Annotated in this window: 17 protein-coding genes, 1 rRNA gene and 1 pseudogene; 13 read left to right on the forward strand and 6 right to left on the reverse strand. The window is 41.1% G+C overall.

Translation table 11 applies throughout. The features are described 5' to 3' along the window. Positions 1-151: 151 nt before the first annotated feature. The 12 genes and pseudogenes from rrf to yjgA all read left to right on the forward strand — a co-directional run bounded on the left by rrf (position 152) and on the right by yjgA (position 12,253). A 5S ribosomal RNA gene (gene rrf, locus H140_RS0107825) occupies positions 152-265 on the forward strand. Positions 266-641: 376 nt separating this feature from the next. Beyond that, entirely contained in the window at positions 642-1,721 is a 1,080-nt protein-coding gene (locus H140_RS0107830) for a TRAP transporter substrate-binding protein (RefSeq protein ID WP_019673110.1), read from the forward strand. Between the two features lie 17 nt (positions 1,722-1,738). After that, positions 1,739-2,266: a TRAP transporter small permease gene (locus tag H140_RS0107835; RefSeq protein WP_019673111.1), complete on the forward strand. Its 528-nt coding sequence runs from the start codon at positions 1,739-1,741 to the stop codon at positions 2,264-2,266. After that, complete coding sequence (locus H140_RS0107840; protein WP_019673112.1) at positions 2,263-3,552, forward strand: TRAP transporter large permease; 1,290 nt, start codon at positions 2,263-2,265, stop codon at positions 3,550-3,552. Before H140_RS0107835 ends, H140_RS0107840 begins: the two co-directional genes overlap by 4 nt. 236 nt (positions 3,553-3,788) lie before the next feature. Next, a pseudogene (locus tag H140_RS14920) lies at positions 3,789-4,782 on the forward strand (5'-nucleotidase). Between the two features lie 105 nt (positions 4,783-4,887). Further along, positions 4,888-5,484 (forward strand): rhomboid family intramembrane serine protease, encoded by a 597-nt coding sequence (locus tag H140_RS0107850; RefSeq protein WP_019673113.1) that lies wholly within the window; start codon positions 4,888-4,890, stop codon positions 5,482-5,484. A gap of 176 nt (positions 5,485-5,660) precedes the next feature. Continuing rightward, positions 5,661-7,673 carry a polynucleotide adenylyltransferase PcnB gene (gene pcnB / locus H140_RS14240; protein ID WP_019673114.1) on the forward strand — a complete coding sequence of 671 codons (2,013 nt, stop codon included), beginning with the start codon at positions 5,661-5,663 and terminating at the stop codon, positions 7,671-7,673. Positions 7,674-7,699: 26 nt separating this feature from the next. Further along, on the forward strand, positions 7,700-8,218 hold the full coding sequence (folK, locus tag H140_RS0107860) for a 2-amino-4-hydroxy-6-hydroxymethyldihydropteridine diphosphokinase (protein ID WP_019673115.1): 519 nt from the start codon (positions 7,700-7,702) through the stop codon (positions 8,216-8,218). Between the two features lie 276 nt (positions 8,219-8,494). Beyond that, positions 8,495-9,307 (forward strand): 3-methyl-2-oxobutanoate hydroxymethyltransferase, encoded by an 813-nt coding sequence (panB, locus tag H140_RS0107865; protein ID WP_019673116.1) that lies wholly within the window; start codon positions 8,495-8,497, stop codon positions 9,305-9,307. 441 nt (positions 9,308-9,748) lie between these two features. Beyond that, on the forward strand, positions 9,749-10,603 hold the full coding sequence (panC, locus tag H140_RS0107870) for a pantoate--beta-alanine ligase (protein ID WP_019673117.1): 855 nt from the start codon (positions 9,749-9,751) through the stop codon (positions 10,601-10,603). Between the two features lie 108 nt (positions 10,604-10,711). After that, on the forward strand, positions 10,712-11,671 hold the full coding sequence (rapZ, locus tag H140_RS0107875) for an RNase adapter RapZ (RefSeq protein WP_019673118.1): 960 nt from the start codon (positions 10,712-10,714) through the stop codon (positions 11,669-11,671). A gap of 72 nt (positions 11,672-11,743) precedes the next feature. After that, entirely contained in the window at positions 11,744-12,253 is a 510-nt protein-coding gene (gene yjgA, locus H140_RS0107880) for a ribosome biogenesis factor YjgA (RefSeq protein ID WP_019673119.1), read from the forward strand. A gap of 65 nt (positions 12,254-12,318) precedes the next feature. Here the strand turns inward: yjgA and H140_RS0107885 are convergent, their stop codons facing one another. The 5 genes from H140_RS0107885 to H140_RS0107905 all read right to left on the reverse strand — a co-directional run bounded on the left by H140_RS0107885 (position 12,319) and on the right by H140_RS0107905 (position 18,273). Further along, positions 12,319-12,630 carry a YqfO family protein gene (locus tag H140_RS0107885; RefSeq protein WP_019673120.1) on the reverse strand — a complete coding sequence of 104 codons (312 nt, stop codon included), beginning with the start codon at positions 12,628-12,630 and terminating at the stop codon, positions 12,319-12,321. A gap of 256 nt (positions 12,631-12,886) precedes the next feature. Next, complete coding sequence (purC, locus tag H140_RS0107890; protein WP_019673121.1) at positions 12,887-13,624, reverse strand: phosphoribosylaminoimidazolesuccinocarboxamide synthase; 738 nt, start codon at positions 13,622-13,624, stop codon at positions 12,887-12,889. A 174-nt stretch (positions 13,625-13,798) separates the two neighbouring features. Continuing rightward, positions 13,799-14,164, reverse strand: a complete 366-nt coding sequence (locus tag H140_RS0107895) for a hypothetical protein (protein WP_019673122.1) — start codon at positions 14,162-14,164, stop codon at positions 13,799-13,801. A gap of 342 nt (positions 14,165-14,506) precedes the next feature. Then, positions 14,507-15,415 (reverse strand): 4-hydroxy-tetrahydrodipicolinate synthase, encoded by a 909-nt coding sequence (gene dapA, locus H140_RS0107900; protein ID WP_019673123.1) that lies wholly within the window; start codon positions 15,413-15,415, stop codon positions 14,507-14,509. 356 nt (positions 15,416-15,771) lie between these two features. Continuing rightward, a complete protein-coding gene (locus tag H140_RS0107905; RefSeq protein WP_019673124.1) occupies positions 15,772-18,273 on the reverse strand; it encodes a Tex family protein in 2,502 nt (833 codons plus the stop codon). Between the two features lie 290 nt (positions 18,274-18,563). On the opposite strand from H140_RS0107905, the gene ompR reads away from it, so the two are divergent. Further along, a complete protein-coding gene (gene ompR, locus H140_RS0107910) occupies positions 18,564-19,310 on the forward strand; it encodes an osmolarity response regulator transcription factor OmpR (RefSeq protein WP_019673125.1) in 747 nt (248 codons plus the stop codon). Positions 19,311-19,720: 410 nt separating this feature from the next. Here ompR and H140_RS0107915 read toward each other — a convergent pair whose 3' ends face one another. Next, positions 19,721-19,987 (reverse strand): DksA/TraR family C4-type zinc finger protein, encoded by a 267-nt coding sequence (locus H140_RS0107915; RefSeq protein ID WP_019673126.1) that lies wholly within the window; start codon positions 19,985-19,987, stop codon positions 19,721-19,723. Between the last annotated feature and the right edge of the window lie 42 nt (positions 19,988-20,029).

Below are 20,029 nucleotides of genomic sequence, written 5' to 3' on the forward strand. Positions count from 1 at the left end.
ACAACACCCAAGTGGTTTTGTATGTCGCCAATTATTTCGATATCATCCTGATGATTGCTTATTTATAGCAACCTTGATTCAGGTTCTTGATATTACTAGTCAATACAAAGTTAAGCTAACACCTTAACCAACTCATATCTATACCCCCTTTGCTGACGACAATAGCACGATGGAACCACCTGATCCCTTCCCGAACTCAGAAGTGAAACATCGTAGCGCCGATGGTAGTGTGGTTCGCCCATGTGAGAGTAGGTCATCGTCAGCTCCCTATACCTAAAAGCCCCCTTCATTAATTTGAATGGGGGCTTTTTTTTGGCTAAATAAATTATAAATACTAAAAATTTGATATTTATTATCTTTATTAGATTAGACTTATTATCTTATTTTATCGCTAAAATGGTTTGACTTATATCATTATGACTGTTAGTTTTAATGTATATTCTTAAAAGGAGTTGAGAATATTTAAATGGATATTATTATTTGCAGTAAATAAGGATTTTTTTGCTAATTAATTTGACAGTATATTTGAATCTAATTCAATAAAATAACGTAGCTTAAATTGACCAACTCCATCTAAGATTAGAATTTGAAAACCTAGGATTTATTTTAGATTCACTATTTTTTATCAAAAGGAATTGGTAATGACACTACGTACTTCTCTATCGCTGGCTGTTTTAATAGCCTTTAGTCTTTCAGGCTGTTCTAACCAGTCTTCTACAGATAACAACTCTTCAGAAAGCGCTGATTCTTCAGTCAACTCTCCGACAGGTGAGGTCACCACGCTACGCTTATCACATTTTTGGCCAGCAACTTCTTCTTTTAGCAAGGAGGTTCTTGAACCTTGGGCACAGAAGATTAAAGATGAATCCGGAGGGCGTTTAGAAATTGAGCTTTATCCTTCTGCTACCCTAAGCAAACCGCAAGTTACTTATGAAGCCGCAGTTAAAGGTACTGTCGATATTGGGTCGCAAGCCCATGGCTATACTAATGGTCGATTCCCACTAACTCAAATTGCTGAGCTGCCTGGACTGTCAAGCTCTGCCACTCAAATGGGTTGTATTTTGCAAACTCTCTATGAAGATGGCACGATTGCTTCAGAGTATGAGGATTCACACGTTCTGTTTATGTACGGTGCAGGCCCTGGTGCGCTTCATACTACAAACAAGTTAATTAAAACGCCAGAAGATATGAAAGGCATGCGCATACGCCGTCCGTCAGCAGTGGCCGGAGATATTATTGAGAGTATGGGAGCTTCACCTGTTGGTCTTCCAGCCAATGATATGTATACCTCACTACAACGTGGTGTTGTAGACGGATTGAGCTTCCCTTGGGAGGCGGTGACAACGTTTAAAATTGATGAGGTCACTAAATACCATACCAATATTCCTTTTTATAGTTCTGGTCTTATGGTTGCGATGAATAAAGACAGTTACCAGAACTTACCTGACGATCTAAAGAAAGTACTGGATGACAACTCTGGTATGAATTTAGCTAAAAAGGTGGGGGAAGTGTTTGATAAGCATGATAAAACAGCACTGCAAAATGCAAAAGACTTAGGCCATGAAGTCATCGAGATTCCAGATCCTCTGAACGACCCTGCGTGGAAAGGTCCACTTGAAAAAGGTACTGAAAAGTATCTAAACGATGTAGAGGAGCTTGGTCATGATGCTCGTGAGGTCTATGAAAAAGCGAAAGTGGCTAGCGACACTTGTAAAGTATAAGAATTAAGGATGACGTTATGCCTGTTTTAGCTGTTATAAGTCGTTTCTTAGCACGACTGTGTGAGTTTATTGGTGGCATCAGTTTGGTCGTAATCGTTTTGGTTACAATCTCTGATGTCGTGACACGGTATATTTTTAAGCTTACAGGTGGGGAGTTCGGGTTTACCATCAAAGGAACAGTTGAAATTGTTTCTTATATGATGTTATTTGCCTTGCTCTCGGCTTTTGCTGCATATGTTGAGCGCTCTCAAGTTATCGTTGATGTCTTTACCCAAAAAATGTCTCAGAAGGTTAAAGGCTATATGATGGGTGTTTTCATGGTTGGCTTCTTTGCATTAGGTATTGTCTTTGTCTGGGGTCTTTTCGAGAGTGCAATGGATGCAGCAGAATATGGCAAAGTTACTCAAGATCTTAGAATCTCGATGACACCTATCTATGGTTTTAGTGCATTTTTAAGTGTCATTTTAGCCATACGTTCATGCATTGAGTCTATCAACATTTTTGTTACAGGCGAGTTTTATGACGCCGAGGAGACAGGCGCATGAGTCCAGAAATTATTGGTGCTATTGGCTTGATTTGTATGATTCTTGCAGTTTGTCTGCGAGTTCCTGTGGCACTAGCTATGCTAGGGGTTGGCCTGGTTGGATTTGGTGCAGTAACCAGTCCGAGTAGTGCTTTGCAGATGTTGAGAGATATCCCGACTGATGTGCTAGCAAAGTATGATTTTAGTGCCATTCCATTGTTTATTTTAATGGGGGTGTTTGCCGCTCATTCAGGTATGGCGGGTAAGCTTTTTGACGCCACACGAACTATATTTGGAGGTGTGAGAGGTAGCCTTGGCATTGCGGGTATCGGCTCTTCCGGTATTTTCGCTTCTATCTCAGGTTCTTCTTTGGCGACAGCCTCTACCATGACTCGTGTAGCATTACCGGAAATGGAAAAATACGGATATCAACCTGGCTTTGCCTGTGGCATTTTGGCGGCTGGTGGTACCCTAGGTATAATGATACCTCCTAGTATCGCTCTACTGGTTTATGCTATTTTAACCGAGCAATCGGTTGGTGATATGTTCATTGCAGGTTTTTTACCAGGCATGCTTGGAATGGTGATGTACTCTATCACCGTTATGATTATGGTACGCTGGAAACCACATTTAGCTAAGCGTGGTGAGCCAACACCTTGGAAAGAAAAGTTTTTCTCTTTAACTGGCTTAATTCCGTTTGGTTTTATCTTTGTATTGATTATTTTTGGTATCTTCTTCGGTTTATTTACGCCAACGGAAGGTGCTGCTGTCGGGGCATTTGCGTCATGGTTATATGCTGCATTTAAAGGTATGCGCTTACAAGGACTAAAACAGTCTTTGATTGAAACATTAGCTTTATCTGCTGTTGTCTTCTTTATGCTACTTGGTGCAGAGGCGCTAGGTTACTTTATTTCAGTGTCTCGTCTGTCGTACTCTCTCGCAACATGGATTGGTGGTTTAGCAGTAAGCCCAATGATCGTGTTGATTAGTATATTGATAATGTACTTTCTACTAGGCTTATTCATGGATGCCTTAGCGATGTTAGTCATTACCATACCAGTAGTATTTCCTATTATAATAGCATTAGGTTACGATCCTGTATGGTTTGGAATTATCGCTGTATTAACCGTCGAATTGGGACTGATTACACCGCCTATGGGGATGAATATCTTCGTAATTAAGGCGATGGCACCACACATCAAGCTAGGCGATATGTTCAAGGGAGTAACTCCCTTCATCGTTTCTGATGTCATAAGGCTAGCAATATTGGTGGCATTCCCAGAGATATCACTGGTATTGCTAAAATAAATACAATTCTTGAGAGTTAATATATTCTTATAGCTTAAAATTAATGATCTATTCAATTAACCACACTATTTTAAGGGTAGTGTGGTTTTTTAATTATAAATCGCTTTGTTGGATCAGTAAGCTTTACCGCTAGTTAAATTTGGATAATAATTAAACACATTTTAAGATGTTCAAATAGATGTTTATAATTTAATATTGGATTTAACGATTCAATAACCCTAGTTGGTTTAAATAATATGGCAATAGACTTATCCAATACACTTATTGTTGCAATATCAGCAACTGCTTTATTCGACTTGACAGAATCTGAGCGATATCGTGAAAAGTTGCTGCAAGACAATCCTGCCAAAGCAGCTGCCCTGTTCCGAAACTATATGCAACGTCATGACAATGGCCATTTAGAGACGAGTGCTGGCTTTCCTTTGATTCAAGCCATATTAAACCTGAATCATTATGCCAAAAAAGCCAGAAGATGATTATCAATTGACTGAACCTTTGGTAGAAGTTGTTATTATCTCAAAAAGCACCCCTGAAACTGGGCTCAGAGTATTAAATGCTATTAGAGAACAGGGTTTGTCTATAACTCGTTCTGCATTTATATCAGGTGGCAAAGTAGCAGATTATATTGAAGATTTTAATGTTGATTTATTTTTAACTACCAATAGATAAGATGCCCAAAGCGTAGCCGATGCCGAGATATGTGCTTGTGCTATTTTGGATGCGATACCCGTTAATACTTGCCAGTTAGATACCGACCAGATCAGGATTGCCTTTGATGGTGATGCAGTATTGTTTGATGATTCAGGAGAATTATTGTATAAACAAAAGGGATTGAAGGCCTTCCATGATCGTGAGGCGCTAATGACAGATATGCCAATTGAAAAAGGGCCTTATGCAGATTTATTGATAAAGTTGTCGCATTTACAATCAAGGTTGCCTCATTTAGAAGATCTACAGCCTATTCAAATAGCTTTGGTTACTGCCCGTAATGCCCCTGCTGATGTTCGTGCAATCAAAACATTACGGGAATGGGGGGTATCTGTGGATATGGCCTTTTTTTTAGGAGGGCTTGAAAAAACGGCTGTACTTAAGAGCTTTGCTCCACATATTTTTTTCGATGATTCAGTGCAGCATATAGATGCGGCGAAGAATTATGTGCCTACAGCTCTAGTTCCCTATCATTCTACCTCCAAACTTTATAATCATACTTGGCATTTGATAAATGAATAATAACCAGCAAGATGGTTTTAGATGATCATTTATACTTAATTATGAGTCCTTAAAGATACCTTTATACAATCTAGCTTTTTTTTAGCTCACGATATGGCATTTAATATGAATTGGCAGCGAATCTTTAATTTAATAAAACACCGTATCGGTCAAGTTATTGGGCTTTATGGCTTTGTACTAATTCCCATTTGGGTCATGTTCTTTTTGAACAATACCGTCTTATTTAATATTTGGAATGCACTGGGTATTATTCCTAGGTCGCTAAGTTTAAATAGTTTGATTGGAGTGACCTCCTCTTGGACCATGCATGGTAATTTTGCTCATTTGATGGGGAATACCTTAATTTTAGTGCAAACTTTATTTTTGTTTGGATTATTTGAGCGTAATGCTTATCGCACTATTGTGAAGCTAATTATAGGTTCAGGGTTGATGACTTGGGGGTTGGGTTCGCCATTTTCGATTCACATTGGCGCCTCTGGACTGATATTTGCAATGTTAGGGTATATGATTGGTGGTGCTATATTTGCTAGAAGATGGGGCTACTTACTCGCTTGCCTAATTATGGGAGCAAGTTATTGGTTCATCTTAAAAGAGGGGTTAATGCCGCAAGCTGGTATCTCTTTTGCGGCTCATTTTGGGGGGTTGTGTGTCGGTTTACTCATTGGTGCTAATTCCAAACATTATGAGTCGCTTCGTTATTAGTTACAGTATATTGGGCAGCAACCTTGAAAATTTGTTACACTAGCGCATATATACGCCTAGTGTTATTGGCTGTGGGTTATTTGTTGATTAAGAGTATTTTTCAGATAACTCAAACTTATTAGATGATAAGTGGTCAGGTTAAATAGGGCTTTTGTTAGTTTGTAGGGAGTAGATGCATGGCAGAACGTTCAGCCAAGCAGTTAGGGTTAAGTAAGGCGGATTTACCCAATTCAATTTTAGAAGTGATTGCCACTTTAAATAAAGGTGGTTTTGATGCCTATATTGTTGGTGGAGGGGTGCGTGATACTCTATTGGGTCTGAATCCAAAAGATTTTGATGCCGTAACTGATGCAAGACCGCATGAAGTAAAAGACTTGTTTGGCAAACGTTGCCGTATTATTGGCCGCCGTTTTCAGTTAGCTCATGTTTACTCAGGTCGCGATATGATTGAGGTGGCAACATTTCGTGCGCCACCGAATAGTGATGCGCACACCACCAGTGATGGCATGATTGTGCGTGACAATGTATGGGGTGATATTGAGCAAGATTTTGCCCGTCGTGATTTTTCGATTAACTCGCTATATTATCAGCCTTTAAAAGGCGTGGTGCTAGATTTTTGTAATGCACTTGATGATATTAAAAATAAAACCTTACGATTACTTGGTGATGCGCCTGTGCGTATTGAAGAAGATCCTGTGCGCTTGTTACGTGCATTGCGCTTTAAAGCCAAGCTTGGCTTTGAATTTGATCAACAGCTATCAGAGCAGTTTCATGATGCTAATTGGGATTTGTTAGATCAAGTGTCGCCACATCGACTTTATGCTGAATCACAAAAGATGTTTACTGGTGGTTATCTGGTGCCCTTATTGCCGATATTATTTGAATACGGTGCGATTCGTCACTTGATTATCTATCCACCTAAGCAACCAACTGCCTTGGTTAATCAAGTGGCGATCAATACTGACAAGCGCATCGCTTTAGGCAAGAGTATTAATCCAGCTTTCTTTTATGCAGCGCTTTTGTGGGACAACTACTTACATCAGTTAGCGAAGTTTAAAAAGAAAAATATGCCCTTTCATGATGCACAGCTTCAAGCAGCCAGCAAGGTCATTGAGCGTCAACGCATCAAAACAGCCATTCCTCGTTTTGCAGAGCAGTTTATTCGTGATATTTGGATTATGCAGCCTAAGCTGGCTAATCCACGAGTAAAACAAATCCCACAGTTAGCAGAGCATGCGCGTTTTCGTGCGGCTTTTGACTTTTTGTTATTACGTGAGCAATGTGGTGATGAGTTAAATCCCTTATCTGAGTCAACCAATGGCATGGGTGAGTGGTGGCAGACTTATCAAACTTTGACAGAAAAACAAAAACAGAAGGCTATTGATGACTTTGCTGGTGATAGGCGTCGCGGTAAATCAACCCGTAATCGTAACCGCAATCGTAGTGATGATGTCAGTGGTGAGAACAGTTACACGCCTAAACCACCTAAGCATCCGGTACAGGAGGTGCTAGGTTCACAAGGTAAACCAACCCAAGTACCCCAAGCAAAAGATCAACACCAAGCTATTGAAAAACAACACAAGCAGCTAAGCAAGGCGCAGGATACTGATCACAAATACCAAGATCACTATGCTTTAGAAAGAGCACAGCTTGAAAAGTTATCTCTTGGGAAATTGGTTGAAAAAACACCTGCCCAGCAACAGCCTAGTCCCTTATTTACTATTAGTGCTGATAAGCTGGCAGAGCAAGTACCACAGCAGTTAAATGTAGATGCACAGTTGAAATCAGATGTGAATGTGGGGCAAGTACAACAAGCTGCGACACAAGTTGAAAAATCTAGAGATTCATTGTCGCAGCCAGTTAGTGACTCTGATTTTGATACAAAAGCACTTAGCACGACAGCAGTAACGCTTAGCGAGAATGTGCTGTTTATTCCTAAGCCACAGCCAGTGCCAAGTACTCGCCGCCGTCGTCAGCCCAGTAAAAGTCAATCAGCCTCAGCGCAGCCAAGGGTGCAAGCGTCTAAGTCTGATACGGCTAATCAGAACAAAGCGACAGAGATTAAGCTAGACTCAGTTGCTCTGCAACTTATTAAAAACAGCGGGCCTGTACCAGATGTTCGTCACCGCCGTCAGCCGAGCGTGGATGCTAGTATTAATGAAAAGCAGAGTGAGCAGTTGTCTAAGTAGGACGGCAAAGAGATCAGGTATCTGAAATGAGTAGTGAGTATTATAAGCGATGCTATCTGGGTTTAGGTAGTAATGTTAGCAACGATCTAGGTACACCAACTGAGCATATTCAGCAAGCCATTACTAAGCTTGCGGCACATCCTGATATTAGTCATATCAAAGCTTCTTCTTTGTATGCGTCAAAGCCGATGGGACCACAAGATCAGCCTGACTTTATCAATGCCGTGGTTGAGCTAGATACTTGTATGGTGCCTCATGATCTATTAAGTCTTTGTCAAAGCTTAGAGCAGCAAGCACAGCGCATTCGCTTACGCCATTGGGGTGAACGCAGTCTTGATGTTGATGTTCTTTTGTATGCAGATCTACATATAAATACTACGACACTGATCATACCGCATCCAGGCATCACAGAGCGCAACTTTGTGCTTATTCCTTTAATAGAGCTAAATCCTGATTTAAAAATAGACAACAATCCTATTGCTCAGTTTGCACTAACTCATGACTGGACAGGGTTGACACGGTTGATGCCAGACTCGGGTGTATAGATATAAAGTTGCTATGTACTCGTTGCTACTGACGGTAATTATTTTTATTATGTCGATGCGAATATACCAACTCTATGCAGCCTGTTTTTGTACGCAAATGAAGTTTTGCTTTAAATCTAGACTACTTTTAAACCTAGAATGCTATTGAGTACATGTGGTGAGTGTTCAACAGACTTTAATTTAGTAAAAAACTAACAACCAGCTTTCATAGTCTCAAAGCTCGCAATGAGTAGCGATGTACTTATTGACTGTTTACTTATTTTTCGGTGACTCCTTATGATTACCTTATCTACCTTAAAAAAATATAAAAAAGAAGGACGTAAGTTTAGCTGTCTGACTTGCTATGATGCACTATTTGCGAAGATGATGCAAAATGCACAAATAGACACAATTTTAATAGGTGACAGCTTAGGTATGGTTGTGCAAGGTCATGATTCAACCCTGCCAGTTAGTGTTGATGATATTGCCTATCATACTGCTAATGTGGCTCGCAGTAATCAGCATGCGTTAATTTTGGCAGACTTACCTTTTATGAGCTATGTAACACTAGAAGATGCCGTAATCAATACACGCAAAGTTATGCAAGCTGGCGCGCATGTGATAAAGCTTGAAGGTGGTGCTGAGCTGGCAGATATGGTAGCCACCTTAACCGCAGCAGGCGCACCAATTTGTGTACATTTGGGGCTAACTCCTCAGTCAGTCAACGTTTTTGGTGGCTATAAAGTACAAGGTAAGTCCGAAGACAGTGCTGCTAAGTTGTTGGCAGATGTACAGGCAGTAGTGGCCGCTGGTGCAGCTATTCTTTTATTAGAATGTGTGCCAGCAGCTTTAGCTACCCAGATCAGTCAGACAGTGGATGTGCCGGTCATTGGTATAGGTGCTGGACCAGATACCGATGGTCAGGTGCTGGTCATGCATGACATGCTAGGTGTGACTCATGGTCGTACCGCACGTTTTGTGCATGATTTTTTGACCGATGAGCGTAACCAAACAGGGGCTTATACTGGCAGTGTTGAAGGTGCTTTTGCTTTGTTTCACCAATCTGTTATTGAGGGTAGTTATCCGCGTCCTGAGCATCAGTTTTTATAAGCTAGCTAATATATCAATTCTATACGGCCTCTAGTTTCTAAGGAGCAGATACCCTGTCGGTATAACGGTAGCATGGACTTATCTTATACTTTAGGCGTGTGTTATAGTCATAGCCAAATAAAAGAGTTACGGTATTCACCTTGTTTGGTTTTAGGCAGTCGTACTCTCATTCGGTTGCTTTGTGCCTCAGTTTGTTGCATGCGACTATATATGCTCTTGTAATACAATGAGTTAATTAGGATCTACGCAAAAGTACAATTTCAAGGCTTTAAAAGCGACTGGTTATTATTTATGGAGCGTCTGGCTCTACCTTCAGAGGATTCATAAATGATTACCAATTGCCATAATATCTACTCGTGCGTAAGTCCTTTTAATAATAAAATGAGTTAATAATAAAATGAGTTGTTAACAAAGTTTTAAACGAAGTTTTGGAAATCAAATATGACCGCGACATTTACTAGCATTTTAGACTTACGCAGTGCCTTAGAGCCGCACAGAGCACAAAAAACTATTGCGTTAGTACCGACTATGGGGAACTTACACCAAGGGCATATATCTTTAGTCAAATTAGCCAAGCAGCAGGCTGATATAGTGGTAGTCAGTATTTTTGTAAATCCAACCCAGTTTGGTGTTGGCGAAGACTTAGATAGCTATCCACGTACTTTAGACGCTGATAGTAAGTTATTGGCAGTTGAAGGTGTCGATTATATCTTTGCGCCAACTGTGGAGGAGATGTACCCTGTGATGCCACCACCGACACAAGTTTTGGCAGGGGAGATCAGTCAGAAATTTTGTGGACAGTCACGCCCCACTCATTTTGATGGTGTAGGTATTGTGGTTACCAAGCTGTTTAATATTGTGCAGCCTGATGTGGCAGTATTTGGCAAAAAAGACTATCAGCAATTGGTAATTATTAAGCAGATCGTACGTGATCTAAGTTATGATATTAAGCTTATTGGTGGCCCGATTATACGTGCCGAGGATGGTTTGGCACTGTCATCACGCAATCAGTATTTAAGTGAAAATGAGCGCACTATTGCACCTTTATTAAATAAGCACATCAGACAGTTAGCGGCGTCACTGCGTGATGAAAAAATTAATAGCCAAACACAGCTTCAAGCGCTGATTGATAATATGAAAGAGGCTATCAATCAATCAGGATTTAGGGTAGATTATTTAGAAGTTGTTAATCAAGATCTAACTCAGATTAATGATTTTACAGATGATAAGGCATGGGTTATTTTGGTGGCTGCATGGCTAGGTAAAGCACGACTGTTAGATAATCAGGAGGTCTGATAGTGCTGTATTTTCCTAGGCTATATTATTTTCCTAGGCTATATAATGCTTCTTAATAGAATAAAATAGATATCGGTAGGCTTGTGAATAACATAGGGAGATAGGTTTATGTCAGCGGATAAGAGTGTCAGCCCAGATAGCGTACCAAGTAGCACAGCAAGTTCGGCTAGATTCAATACGCAGATAAGCATTTTAATTGTATCTGGTCGTTCAGGCTCAGGCAAAACATCTGTCTTAAATATTTTAGAGGATTTTGGCTATTACGCGATTGATAATATGCCTTTATCGCTATTGCCTGATGCAGCAACCAAACTAATTGCAGATGGTGGTATTACTAAGCTAGCACTTGGGGTCGATATTCGTACCTTGCAGGCCGATTCATCAAATTTTATGAGTATCAAAGATGACTTGATCGCCAATTATGGCAAAGATAGTGTGAAGGTGCTGTACACCACAGCACGCGAGGCAGTATTGGTAGCCCGTTATGCCGCCACCCGTCGCGTGCATCCCTTAATGGTAACCAAAGATCCACAAGTCAAGAACTTACCAAGTGCTATCAAAAATGAAAGTGATGCGCTACAACCGATTATGAGCAATGCTGAGATTATAATTGATACCAGTCAGCTTAACATTCATCAGCTTAAAGATGAGGTGCGTGCGCATATAGGTATTGATAATCAAGTCACGGTTAATCTATTGTCATTTGGCTTTAAATATGGAGTGCCGATTGATGCTGACTTTGTGTTTGATGTACGTATTTTACCCAATCCACATTGGGAGCCACGTCTAAGGGTGATGACAGGTAAAGATGAGGCGGTTGCCACGTTTTTTGCTCAGTTTCCAGAAGTGGAAGAGATGAAGGATGATATTCACCGCTTTTTAAGCCGCTGGTTGCCTGAGTTTTTGCATAATAATCGCCATACGGTCACCATTGGTATTGGTTGCACTGGTGGTAAGCATCGTTCTGTCTTTATTACAGAAGGCTTATATGAGAGCTTAGCGGGCAGCTTGCCTTCTGATTTAAAAGTGTTGGTTAAGCATAGAGAAAAATCACAGTGGGCTCAATAATTATAAACACCATCGTCTATTGCTTATATCAACAACTAACTGTAATTTAATTTTTAATAATTTGAGAGTGTTATGATTGATTGGTCCGAACAGGATATGCGTGTATCGCGCACGGAGTTAAAAAAAGCCCATGAGCGTTTACAAAAGCTATCAATTCCTTTATCTGAGTTGTCAAAAAAGCAGTTAAAAAAATTGCCAGCAAGCGAGTTTTTTTTGGCAGAATTAATGGCATTAGCTGATATTACCAGTGCTGCTGCGCGCAACCGTCAAATTAAGCGTGTTGGTAAGCTTATCGCTGAAGAAGATAGGCATGCATTAGTGGATGCGCTGTTTCAGACCCGCTTTAGCAACGAACAAGCGGCCAAAGTTGAAGGTTGGTACACGCGCTTAAACATCCATGACGAAAGTACTTTAAAGCAATTTTGCAAACAGTTTAAGGCCGCAGAGCGCAACAGTGTCTATCAGCTATTGCTATGGATTGAGTATGCAAAGCACATGGAAGACGGTGAGTTATTATTAGAGTCAGAAACAGACCTGTTGAGCTATATCAAAGAGGTGGCTATATTAAGCCAGCTGTCTTGAGTCACAGAAGAGCAGTATTCCTTGTCAAGTATATGCCTGAAGCCATCACTACTTGTCATTTGTCATCAAATATCAATCATAGCAATGACATCATAAGCGGGTGTTTCGTAAGGATGTGCCTGCTTTAGTGCTTCAATAACAGCTTGGATATTATCTTTAGCGACTACCATTTCAACCCGCCACTCTGTTACCTGTTCAACGCTGTTGAGTTGACCGATATGTGGCTGACTACCTGCTAATGGCATAAACTGTCCAGTGCCTTGAACCTGCCAACAGCAATTGGAATAATTGCCAATATGACCAGCACCAGCTGTAAATAAGGCAGATTTAACAGTCTCTAAATCCGTGTCTGGAATAAATACGGTGAGTTTGTACATAATATTTCCTTTTTGTCATAAGGGTAATCAGGTGAAGTAAGTAGAAGATGTTAGCCTTAGATCCTGAGTATAAAAAAGCTGACTGTTAGTTAATGACAGTCAGCTTTTTGGAAACAAGGTCACAAGCTCTTGGTCTTATTCCTAGGACTTACGCAAAAATACGATTTCAAGGCTTTAAAAGCGACTGGTTATTATTTATGGAGCGTCTGGCTCTACCCTCAGAGGATTCATAAATGATTACCAGTTGCCATAATATCTACTCGTGCGTAAGTCCTAATTCCATTGGAACACCGATACGTTGTGCAACTTCTTCATACGATTCGATAACATCGCCTAAGCTTTGACGGAAACGATCTTTATCAAGTTTCTTCTTCGTTTCTTTGTCCCAAATACGACAACCATCTGGTGAAAACTCATCACCCAATACGATACGGCCGTGGAAGATACCAAATTCTAGTTTGAAATCAACCAGCATCAAGCCACCATCATCAAACAACTTGCTAAGTACGTCATTCACTTGAAAAGATAGCTTTTTCATTGTGGTCAACTGCTCAGGCGTTGCCCAGCCTAAAGATACGGATAAAGATTCGTTAACCATAGGGTCGCCTAGGGCATCATCTTTAAAAAACAACTCATAGGTTGGTGGCGTTAAAGGTTGACCTTCTTCAAGACCTAAGCGGCGCACCAGACTGCCAGCGGCAAAGTTGCGTACTACGCACTCGACTGGGATCATATCTAAGCGTTTAACTAAAACTTCGTCATCAGAGAGCTGTTTTTCAAAGTGGGTTTCTATGCCGGCTTCATCAAGCTTTTGCATGATAAATGCGTTAAAACGGTTATTAACCTGTCCTTTGCGACCTAACTGCTCAATACGTTCACCGTTAAAAGCAGAAGTGTCATCACGAAAGTGGAGGATTAAGTAGTCATTATTTTCTGTTTCATAGACAGATTTTGCTTTACCTTTGTAAAGAAGACTATGTTTTTGAAGTTGCATGATTTAAGTCCTATGCAAAAAGCTATATGAGTTTAGATATCCATTTAGCTAAAAAGGGTGGTTTAAGTGTCAGTTGTAACAGGGTAAGCTGTTTGATTGTGATTTATGTCAATATTGATTGCACTAAGCAACTTACGGGACTTAGTGCAGTGTTAACAACTGCTACACATTTATTTATTGCTGTTGTTGTATTGGTACTTGACGATAAGGAGCAGGCAACTTATAACGTTTGCCAGACTCATTTTCAAGATCTAGCGTATTTACACCGACCGGTGGGGTAGGATATAGCGGAATAAAGGGCGCAGTCTCTTGGTCTTCAGGTAGTTGCAGTGGCTCTAGTTTTTCTGAATCTTGATATGCCAAACTACCGTTATTAAAGCTACTAAAAAAGCCTTGAGTGGCTTGGCATCCAGATAATAAGGTGATACTGCTGACACCGATGAGGGTGATTTGTATTGTAGTACGTAATAGCGATCTACCTGCCTTAGGCACAGAGTGTAGGATCGGTTGTGAGCATTTTGATAGTTGAAACGGGTGCATGGATTATCCTTTGTCGTTGCAAATACAGTAGGTTAGATGTTGTCTACTACGTACTTTTAGTCAATTCACTTTAAACCTGTTACAGTGTTGCCTGCTCTAGAGGTAGCTACTTTGATGAACTAGCGACTACCTGATGCTGGTTGTATTGCAACAAAATTAAGTTGCACTGACTGAAGATATGGCGCTAAGCAAAATATCGAACTAAGTTAAAATATCGAACTAAGTTAAAATATCGCACCAGAGTAAGATATAGCATTAGGGTAGTAACTAGCTTAAAACGAGTGAGTCACTATCATAACCTGTGCTGATAACAGCAACTTTCAGTCAAAAAGAGTAAAGAGTTTAGTCAATTAAGCCAGCAGTACGTAAGCCTGCATCAACTTGGTCGTGGTATTTTTTGTCTAGCCAAACCAGAGGTAGGCGAATGCCTTTATCAATTTTACCCATTCTATGAAGGGCATATTTTACTGGAATAGGACTAGATTCAACAAACATCAAGGTATGCAAAGGAGCGATGTCGTTGTGTATTGCGTTAGCGGTATCGAAGTCGCCCTTCAAGGCGAAGTTGAAAATATCACTCATGGCTTTTGGAATAATATTGGCAGTGACTGAGATATTACCTTTGGCACCGTGGTGCATCAGCTCAAGTGCAGTGGCGTCATCACCAGATAATACCACAATGCGATCACCAAGCGCTTCAATAAGCTGTTTGCCACGTTCAATAGAGCCAGTCGCATCTTTGATGGCTACAATATTATCAATATCAGCTAGGCGTTCTACGGTTGCTTGAGCAATATCTACCACAGTACGGCCTGGTACATTATAAAGCATTTGTGGCATATCGACAGCTTCAGCAACAGCTTTGTAATGTTGATATAGACCTTCTTGTGTTGGTTTGTTGTAGTAAGGGGCAACCAATAGCGCACAGTCTGCACCAGCCGCTTTGGCTTCTGTGGTTAGGTGAATAGCCTCTTGAGTATTATTGGCGCCTGTGCCTGCGATGACTGGAATACGGCCATTAACCTGCTTTACAAAGTAGTGGATAACATCGCTGTGCTCTTGCATAGACAAGGTTGCAGATTCACCTGTGGTACCTACTGCGACAAGGCAGTCGGTACCTTGGTCGATATGCCAGTCAATCAGTTCAGCTAGGCGTGGATAGTCCACATCACCATTAGCTTGCATGGGAGTGACTAAGGCAACCATCGAGCCTTGTAGTTGGGTTTTAAAATCAGAATAGGGGTTACTCATAATATCGCCTTGTTATCTTAACCTGTTATATGAATGAGATGGTATGAATTTAATATTAGTATAATAGAGGTGAGTTTCGTTTGTTGTAAAAGAATTGGTTTATTGGTTGTAATGCATGATTATACCAATCAGAGCTAGATGCAATTAGTGTAGCACATTCTCACTTGCTCAAGCATCAAGCTATGTCACGTTTTAAAATAAAACAACAATACAATATGGTTATATTTAGCAAGTGACAACTGTTATGGTTGTTTTGTTTAGGGCTGAAATATGAAATAGCCAGATCTATTAAAAAAAAGAGCGCCCTAGGGCGCTCTCTTATGTTCTTTTAATATTAAAGAGATATGCTAAAGATACTACTTTAGACCTGCTTGCTTTAATAAAGCGCCTAATGTGCCAATTTTGTTGTTATCTACTTTTGGCTTGTTGGACTTTGATTTGCCTGTTTTTTTAGTGTTATCACTGCGCGTACTTGTTTTAGTTGCGCCACTAGACTTAGTACGATTGGATTTACGTTGTGGTGGCTTATTTGCCACTGCCTTATTAGCTGGCATAGATGCAGGCGGACGTTTGCTACTTACAGCTTGATTAGACTTCATACTAAAACCAATACGACCACGTTTTTCATCAATAGAGATAACGCGAACACTGACGATATCACCTGGTTTTACCAGATTCATTGGGTCGGCAACAAAGCTATTGGCCAACTCAGAGATGTGTACCAAGCCATCTTGGTGAACGCCAACATCTACAAAACAGCCAAAACCGGTGACATTGGTCACCACACCTTCAAGTTGCATACCTACTTCAAGGTCACTGACACTATTGACGTCTTCTCTAAATTGAGCGGTTTTAAATTCAGGACGTGGGTCATGAGCTGGCTTAGCAAGCTCTTGTTTAATGGCAGCGATGCTAATATTGTCATCATTGGCCGCTGTAATACCTTCAGTAGTTAAGGTATTGATAACACTATCATTGCCTAAAACTTCTGTAATCTTTTTGCCAGACTTTTCTAGCATCTCTTTGACTAAGGCATAGCTTTCAGGGTGTACGCCTGTGGCATCTAGAGGCTCTTCACCATCACGGATACGCAAGAAGCCAGCAGCCTGCTCAAAAGTTTTTACACCAAGTCTTGGTACATTTTTTAATTCTTCACGATTAGTAAAAGCACCGTGTTCTTTGCGGTAGTTGACAATTTGCTGTGCTACGTTGCGATTAAGGCCAGCGATGTGCGCCAAGATTGCGGGACTTGCAGTGTTTACATCAACACCAACTGCGTTTACACAGTCTTGAGTGACTTTGTCTAGGCTATCGGACAGTTGAGTTTGGTTCACATCGTGTTGATACTGCCCAACGCCAATCGCTTTGGGCTCAACTTTCACCAGTTCAGAAAGGGGATCTTGCAGGCGACGAGCGATAGACACAGCGCCACGAATGGACACATCTAAATCACCAAGTTCATCGCTGGCAAGTTCACTGGCAGAGTAAACTGATGCACCAGACTCATTGACCACTACCGCTTTAGCGCTGATGTCTTTATCAGCATCAAACAGCTCTTTAATCATGGCGTCTGTTTCACGACTGGCTGTCCCATTGCCAATGGCAACAAGATCAACTTGATAGGTTTTTAGTAGCTCGCCAATAGTAGCTTTTGCTTCGTCCATTTTGTTGTCTGGAGCAAAAGGGTAAACTGTGGCAGTGGCTGGTTGACCATCAGCATCATGGATAACTTGACCTTGAGCATCGATAACCGCCATTTTCACACCATGACGAATGCCTGGATCGACACCAAGGATAACTTTGCGACCAGCAGGCGCAGCCATTAATAAGTGCTGCAAGTTATTTGCAAAGACTTCAATTGCATCAGCTTCAGCAGCTAGGCGCTTTTCGGTTAATAAACGATGTTCTAAATGTGGGCGCCATTTGTCTTTCCATAAGCTATTGGCAGCTGCTACCAAAAACTCACGGCGGGCTATTGGTTGTTTGGCATCTAACTCTAGGTTGCTGATAATCTTTTCGATAAAAGGGGCATCTTCACCGTCAACTTTAAGTGTTAGGACGTTTTCTTGACGACCACGCAGCATAGCTAGTAGGCGATGGTTAGGTAGGCGAGCTAAGCTTTCGCTGTGTTCAAAGTAATCGGCAAATTTTTCACCTACTTCACGCTTTTCCTCATTGGTTAAGCTTGAATTGATGGTGGCAGTTTTAACAAAACCATTGCGCAACTCATCTAATAGCTCTAATTGCTGTGTCCAATCATCAATAATAATCGCCTCTATACCAGCAAGTTGTTTGTCGCTGTCAGCAAAGTCCACTTCAATTTCGGCACCCGTATCATCTGTAACTTCTTTGGGCAGACGGTAGTTTTGTAGTGCGTCAAGTGGGGCAATATCTTGGGTTAAAATTTGTTCAGCAATTTTATCGAGACCAGCAGCGCGTGCTTTGGCAGCCAAAGAACGGCGACGCGGACGGTAGGGGAGATAAATATCTTCTAGCTCAAGCTTAGAGCTGGCTTGCTCAATACGCGCTTGCAAGGCTTCAGTTAAATTGCCTTGATTGGCCAATAATTCCAAGATTTTTGCGCGACGTGATGCCATATCACGCTCATAACTTAATCCTTTTTCCAAAGCACGTAGCTGACTGTCATCTAAGCCTTGCGTTTTTTCTTTACGATAACGGGCAATAAAGGGTATGGTTGCACCTTCATCATAAAGTTTAACAAACGCATTGACTTGCGCAGGCTTAATGCCCAGTTGCTTTGCAAGCTTGTTATGGATGTTAGCAGTGACTTCAGCCGGCAACGTATTTGCGCTCTGGCTGGCGAGTGTATTTGTCGTGTTGGTATCGGTTTGGGTCATATCCGTATCGAGTTATAAGTAAGTGTGGTTTACATTATAGCAAAAGCTGACACAATAAGAATGTTTTTGCTTATTTATGTTTGTTTCTGTGTAAGTTAGATGTTTTTTTAACAAATGCATACAGCATTACTATCTAACAGGTGTGTAATTTGTTGCATAATCTTATACACTAATGAGTAAGTGCAAGATACTTATTGCTATTGCAAACTCTAAGTTTTATTGCAACCTATAAGATAGTACTAAAATTCAAACTAAAATCCTAAAAGAAAAACAAATAAAAGGAAATTATGATGCCAGAGAACAAAACGAATAATACAGATACTTTAACCCACCGCATCTTAGTTGTCGATGATGATGCCCGTCTGCGCTCTTTGTTGCAACGTTTTTTGGAAGATGATGGCTTTGTGGTGCGCACTGCCCATGATGGCAGTCAAATGGATAAGCTTATGCAGCGTGAGCTATTTTCACTGGTTGTATTAGACTTAATGCTACCTGGTGAGGATGGCATTAGCATTTGTAAGCGGTTGCGTGAAGAAAATAGTGATATTCCTATTATCATGTTGACTGCCAAAGGCTCAGATAGCGATAGAATCGCAGGGCTTGAGGCTGGTGCTGATGATTATTTGCCCAAACCTTTTAATCCAAAGGAATTGTTAGCTCGTATCAAAGCAGTATTACGCCGTCATAGCCGTGAGTTACCTGGAGCACCCTCACAGCAAATTGAAGTGGTAGAGTTTGGTCCTTGGACATTAGACTTATCGACACGTACTCTAAAAAGGGATGGCAACTTGGTTACCCTAACCACAGGCGAGTTTTCGGTATTAAAAGCCTTGGTGCAACATCCACGTGAGCCATTAACACGAGATAAGCTGATGAATTTGGCTCGTGGTCGTGAGTGGGGGGCTATGGAACGCTCAATTGACGTGCAGGTGTCACGCTTACGTCGTTTAATTGAAGACAATCCATCACAAGCTCGTTATATTCAGACCGTTTGGGGTGTGGGTTATGTATTTGTACCAGATGAAGAAGATGCTTAATGGTTGGATTTAACTTATTGTAGGTGACTTTCCACCTAATACCTTTTCTGAAAAACAACCTATCTTTGTCAAACTCGCTAAACTTACTACTTGTAGTGTTTGCACTCGTTTTCCTCGATATCTTAATTTTCAGATTTGGTATTAGTTTTTTACTTTCCACCTATAATCTATAATCTTGGATTTTAGGTGGAGATATCAGCACTAGCGCTCTAATCAGGCGCTCTTGTTTTTCGATGTACCTCCTGAGTGTATCAGTCGCTACACCGTTAGTTATTAGCAGTCAGCTATAAGCAAGCCATAAGCTTCAGTCCATAGCATAGGCTTGCAGTAAAACTGAACCAAATGTTTGGCGAGCTCATTTCTCATTAAACAGCTTGTGGTTACTCAGATGTTAAACGGGTGACCGCTATCTAGCGCAACTGGCTATCTTTGCTGCCTCGACGATTGTATAGCTCTTGACTGTTGGTCGTTGCCTCAAGTTGGCTTTGGCAACTAACACAGTGCTGTACACCAGGTAGCGCTTGTCGACGTGCTTCAGGAATAGGCTCGCCACACTCATCACAATACCTCAAGCTTTCGCCTGTTGGCAATGCACGTCTGGCTCGCTCTAAGGCATCGTTGATTGTGGCTTCTATTTGTTCAAGTTCGGCTCCATCAGGCGCCCAGCCTCCGGCCATAAAAACCTCCTTGGACTAGGGCTGTCTAGCATTGATAATTGA

This window comes from Psychrobacter lutiphocae DSM 21542, assembly GCF_000382145.1.
In the GTDB taxonomy this organism is placed as follows: Bacteria; Pseudomonadota; Gammaproteobacteria; order Pseudomonadales; family Moraxellaceae; genus Psychrobacter; species Psychrobacter lutiphocae.